General features: G+C 64.6%; 5 protein-coding genes. 3 read left to right on the top strand and 2 right to left on the bottom strand.

Going from position 1 to position 5,118, the window contains the following annotated elements:
• The 3 genes from VKF82_03305 to VKF82_03295 form a co-directional block, all read left to right on the top strand.
• Positions 1-1,137 (top strand): molybdopterin cofactor-binding domain-containing protein (locus tag VKF82_03305; GenBank protein ID HME81086.1); only part of this gene is annotated, 1,137 nt, incomplete at its 5' end.
• A gap of 1 nt (position 1,138) precedes the next feature.
• The gene (locus tag VKF82_03300) at positions 1,139-1,609 is read left to right on the top strand and encodes a carbon monoxide dehydrogenase subunit G (protein ID HME81085.1); all 471 of its coding nucleotides are present in this window, start codon (positions 1,139-1,141) and stop codon (positions 1,607-1,609) included.
• Between the two features lie 32 nt (positions 1,610-1,641).
• A complete protein-coding gene (locus VKF82_03295; protein ID HME81084.1) occupies positions 1,642-2,601 on the top strand; it encodes an XdhC family protein in 960 nt (319 codons plus the stop codon).
• Positions 2,602-2,642: 41 nt separating this feature from the next.
• Here VKF82_03295 and VKF82_03290 read toward each other — a convergent pair whose 3' ends face one another.
• A complete protein-coding gene (locus VKF82_03290; GenBank protein ID HME81083.1) occupies positions 2,643-3,509 on the bottom strand; it encodes a hypothetical protein in 867 nt (288 codons plus the stop codon).
• Positions 3,510-3,615: 106 nt separating this feature from the next.
• The coding region (locus VKF82_03285; GenBank protein ID HME81082.1) for a DUF2079 domain-containing protein at positions 3,616-5,118 on the bottom strand (1,503 nt) is incomplete at its 5' end.

The raw sequence follows: 5,118 nt of genomic DNA, 5'->3' as shown, positions 1-5,118 counted from the left end.
GAGAAATTCCCGTACCCATCGGCCACCGGCTGGGTATACGATAGCGGCGACTACCAAGCGACGCTCGACAAAGCGCTGCAGACGATCGACTACAAGAGCCTGCTCAAAGAGCAAGCGGACGCGCGCAAAGCCGGCAAGCTCTTCGGTATCGGCATCTCGACCTTCACCGAGATCGTCGGCGCCGGTCCGGTGAACCAGTTCGACATCTTGGGCATCAAGATGTTCGACAGCGCCGAGATCCGCGTCCATCCCACCGGCAGTGCGATCGTGCGCACCGGCACTAAGGCACAGGGCCAAGGCCACGAGACGACCTGGGCGCAGATCGTCGCTGAAGAGCTTGGGCTCGACGTCCAAAACGTGTTGGTCGAAGAAGGCGACACCGACACCGCTCCCTACGGCCTTGGCACGTACGCCAGCCGCAGCACGCCGGTCGCGGGCGCCGCGATCGCCATGGCCGCGCGCAAGATCCGCGAGAAAGCCAAACTGCTCGCGGCCCATCTGCTCGAAGCCAATCCGGCCGACATCGAGTGGGTCGACTACAAATTCCAGGTCAAGGGCAGCCCCGACCGTTCCAAGACGATGCAAGACGTCGCGTTCGCCGCGTACACCAACATGGGCGACGACATCGAACCGGGCCTGGAAGGCACGAACTACTACAACCCGCCCAACCTGACGTTCCCCAACGGCGCGTACATCTGCGCGCTCGAGATCGACAAGGGCACGGGCGAAGTCCACGTGCGCCGCTTCGTCGCCATCGACGATTGCGGCAACATCATCAATCCGATGATCGTCGAGGGCCAGATCCACGGCGGCCTGACCGAGGGCTTCGCGATCGCGTTCATGCAGGAGATCCAGTACGACGCCGACGGCAACAACAACACCACTAACTTCACCGAGTATCTCGTCCCAACGTCGCACGAGACGCCGCACTGGGAGACGGGCAACACGGTGACGCCGTCGCCGCACCACCCGCTGGGCACCAAGGGCGTGGGCGAATCGCCCAACGTCGGTTCGCCGGCTGCGTTCGCCAACGCCGTGGTCGACGCGCTCTCGCCGCTCGGCGTGCGCCACATGGATATCCCGCTCACGCGCGAGAAGATTTGGAAGATCTTGCGCGAAAAAGGAATCAAGGGATAGCATGAAAGTCCATTACGAAGGTCAAGAGAAGATCCCGGCGTCGTTCGCCGACACGTGGGCGTTCATGACCACGCCGGCCAAGGTCGCCTCCTGTCTGCCCGATATCGTATCGACCGACGTCAAAGACGCGACGCATTTCACCTCGGTGGTGAAAGTAGGCGTTGGCCCGGTGCGCGGCAATTTCACGTTCGACGTGACGCTCGTGCCGAGCGCCGATGCGAAGCAGGTCTCGGTCAACATCCACGGCGGCGGCTTGGGCAGCGTCGTGGACCAGGTCGCGGTCGCTACCATGAAAGACAACGGCGACACCACCACCACGCTCGACTGGTCGTGCGACGCCACCATCAACGGACCGGTCGCGACGATCGGCGGGCGCATCCTCGACGCGCAGGCCAAGCGCATCATCGAGTACGTCTTCACGCAAGTGCGCACCAACCTGACCGGCACCGCGGGCGCGGCAGGGACCGCATAGCGGCGATGCCCCGCCCCGAGCTGCTTCAACGGATGGCCACGCTGCAACGCGAGGGTACTGCGTTCGCGCTCGCGACCGTGGTCGCGCGCAAGGCGCCGGTCTCATCGCATCTGGGCGATGCCGCGATCGTCTTTGAAGACGGCCACGTCGAGGGCTATATCGGCGGGGGCTGTTCGCAAGAGATCCTGCGCACCCAAGCGCTCGAAGCGCTGCGCACGGGCGAACCGCGTCTGGTGCGCATCTCGCCTGACGACATTCCCGGATTGCCGGGCTATCCCGACGATGGTGCAGACGAGCAATACGTGCGCGTCAGCATGACGTGCGCTAGCCAAGGGGCAGTGGATCTCTACGTGGAGCCGTACGCCCCGCTGCCGCTGCTCGTCGTGATCGGGGCGATGCCGATCGCCTCGGCGACCGCGGCGCAAGGCAAGCTCGCGGGTTTCGACGTCGTGCGCGTTCGTGATCCCGACGAAGCCGGCGACGATTCCGATCTCTCGCTCGAGCGCCTCAGCGGGCCGCTCGAATCGCTGCCCGCGAAGTTCCGCACGCGCCAGGTCTTCGGCGTGGTGGCATCGATGGGCGAATACGACGATGTCGGAGCGGACGCGTTACTGCGCGCCAAAGCTCCCTATATCGCGCTGGTCGCAAGCCGGCCGCGCGCGGACGCCGTGCTCGACGCGTTGCGCTCGCGAGGGTGGTCCGACGACGATCTCTCAGTGATTCGCAATCCGGCCGGACTCGACATCGGCGCCAAGACGGCGCCCGAAGTCGCGCTCTCGATCCTCGCGGAGATCGTGCGTTGGCGCCGCCAAGCGCGCGTCGAGGTAACTCCCAAGCCGCGCGCCACCGCTACGGATCCCGTGTGCGGGATGGACGTGACGACGCTTAACGCGCCGCACACCCTGCAGGTCCAAGACACGACGCATTACTTCTGCTCGCCCGGCTGCAAGCGCGCGTACGCCGCCTCAGCGCTCGAGGCCAAACCAAAATAAATGGAGCGGTCGAGTTTACTCGACCGCTCCTTGGCTTTCGCTTAATGCGCTAGCGGCGCCGGCGCGAAGGGCAAGCCAGTTTCCTGGACCGCCGTTGAGCAGACGGTCGCTTTGTCGTCGCTGTTCGCGGCGCAGACCATGTAGTAATTGTGCTGTCCATTGGGTGCAGCGCTGACGCTAAGGTTGTACTTCTGCGGCGCGGTCGGGTTCACGGCCGCGTACTTGCCCCACCCTGGCGCGGTGAAGCTAGCCGTCGGCGCGGTGCTTCCGGTGTTGACCATCAAGTACAGATGCGCGGTGTCACCGCCCGGTCCAGTGGTGGACCATGTGAGCGTGACGTTTGAATTGTTCAGGCGCAGCGCCTTGACGTTCGTCGGCTGAGCGATCTGCAGCGGTTGGAGACGCGTCGGCGTATACCCCAGACGGGCTGAGACCGGCGAAGCACATGCGGTCTGATTGACGTGTGAAGTCGGCGGTTGATTGCTGCCGTTGCCATAAACGGCCTCGATCCAAAAGGCGCAGACGGTGTAAGTGTACGTCACGCCCTCTTTCGCGTCGCTATCGGTGAACGACTCGTTAGTGACTCCGGTCGACGCCTCGGATTCGGGGAGCACTGGCGGCAACAGCAAGGCATATCCGGCCGGCTGGAACGAGGAGTCAAACGCGGGCGTGCGCGTCACGTGGACCTGCATCTTATAGCCGTAGCTATGAAGCCACCAGCTGACGACGATCTGACCGCCTTTCACGGCGGCGGCGACGTTTGTGAAATACTGGCTGGGGACGACCTTCGCGCTATGCGTCGGCACCAGGGTGGCCGCAGCAGCGGGCGTCGATTGCGGGGGCGCGTGCGAGGCCCAGGCGGCCATGACAACCACGACGATCACCGCGAACAGCGTAAAGCGCTTCATCAGATAAGCTCCTCCGGACGCCCCCTATGAGGCCGTCATCAGACAGTGTTATGCTGGTAACGCTTGCGCTCCGCTCAAAAGTTCCCTCCCAGCCCGGCCAAGCGAGCTAACGGATCGGCGCGTACGTGTGGACTTGGCCCGCGCTGCATACCACCCGCAGGCGGCCCGAGGCCAGCGCCTTCTGCAGTTTCGGCTTGACCTCGCGCTCGAACGTCGGGTCTGGATAATCGTCCGCATACACCAGATACTCGACGCCCTCGATGACGTTGCCGTTGGCGCGCGGATAGACGCCGGCGATGTGCGTGAACCATTCATCGTGCGTCGATAGCGAGGCGTCCGGTGGCACGCACGCCAGCGCACGCTTGGCCCCGGCAAGGTCGTGATATGGTGCGCGCAGGTAGTACGATAGATGCATCGGGTTGATGAAGATCAAGAAGAAGACGCATGCGCCAAGCGCGACGTCAGCCCAACGCGTGGCTACGCGCGATCCGGCAGCGCTGTTGATCGCGATTAGCGCTATGGCGGTCGCGATCAGCAGCCACGGCGCCCACAGCAGCGAATACTGCGCGCCCATCGTGCGGATTGACTGACTCGTCGCGAGCAGCACGATCGCCAGACCCGGCAGCGCCAATAGCCACCACCACGTCCGCAATGGCAGCAGTGCGAGCGGCACAAACGCCTCGCACAGATACGTGAAACGTTGCATGGTCGCCATCAAAGGCGTGCCGGCAGGGTTAGGCGGCGGCGGAACCGGCGGCAGTGCCGCAATACCGGATCTTGGCCGGGCGCCGATATGGTAGTACAAGAGCGGATACCAGCCGTACCGGCTATTGGCGGGTTGGAGTATGCCGAAGTACGCTAACGCCACGGCGATAGCGCCGCCGCCCAGCGCTAGCAACGCAAGCCCAAACGTGCGCCGGAGTTGCGGCGACTCAAGCAGCGTGCCGATCCCGTGGCGCGAACGCAGCAAGACGATGCCGCACACGAGCCCGATCGCCGCCAGCTCCAACAGCACGTCTTCGCGCACGGCGAGCGCCAGCACCGCAAGCAAAGAGAACCATCCCCAGCGCCCGCGGTCGGCCGCCCACAGCAGTCCGATGACGAGCAGCGGCACGCACGCCAAGATGTGGAACTCGCCGATGCCGATCGTCGCGAGCGGCGGATACAGCAAGGAGATCAAGCCGGCGCGAACGGCAAGCGGCTCCGCGACGTGCGGCCGCACGAGCGCGTACATCGCCAAAGGCACGCACGCGATGAGAGCGACTTGCGCATACTCGAGCGCCAGACCGGAGCGCGTCACCAAAAGCAACGGATAGAAGATCGCCAACAGCGGCGAGAAGTGCACCGCCAGATCGGAGCCGCCCTCGAACGTCGAATGGAAACCGTGCAGCGTGCCCAGCACGACCTGCGTGTTGATGCCGGTGTCGACGCCCGTCTGCCAGCGCACCCAGTGGATGGTGACGAGCGCGCCGGCCGCGAGAGCGTACAGCACAACCGCGAGCAGGAGCCATCGATAACCGTCGCCTGCAGCTGAGTCCGCCGGGGCGCGGTGTTGGGAGCCCGTCACCCAATGCCTATGAGCGATGCGACCGTCGCTGTCCTTGCGATA

The sequence above is a fragment of the Candidatus Eremiobacteraceae bacterium genome, from assembly GCA_035314825.1.
Taxonomy (GTDB): Bacteria; Vulcanimicrobiota; Vulcanimicrobiia; order Eremiobacterales; family Eremiobacteraceae; genus JAFAHD01.
This window is presented reverse-complemented; position numbering and strand designations above follow the sequence as displayed.

Excerpts from the sequence above, each read along its gene's own strand:
- VKF82_03300 (HME81085.1), top strand. The coding sequence starts at position 1,139 with ATGAAAGTCCATTACGAAGGTCAAGAGAAGATCCCGGCGTCGTTCGCC.
- VKF82_03295 (HME81084.1), top strand. The coding sequence starts at position 1,642 with ATGGCCACGCTGCAACGCGAGGGTACTGCGTTCGCGCTCGCGACCGTG.
- VKF82_03290 (HME81083.1), bottom strand. The coding sequence starts at position 3,509 with ATGAAGCGCTTTACGCTGTTCGCGGTGATCGTCGTGGTTGTCATGGCC.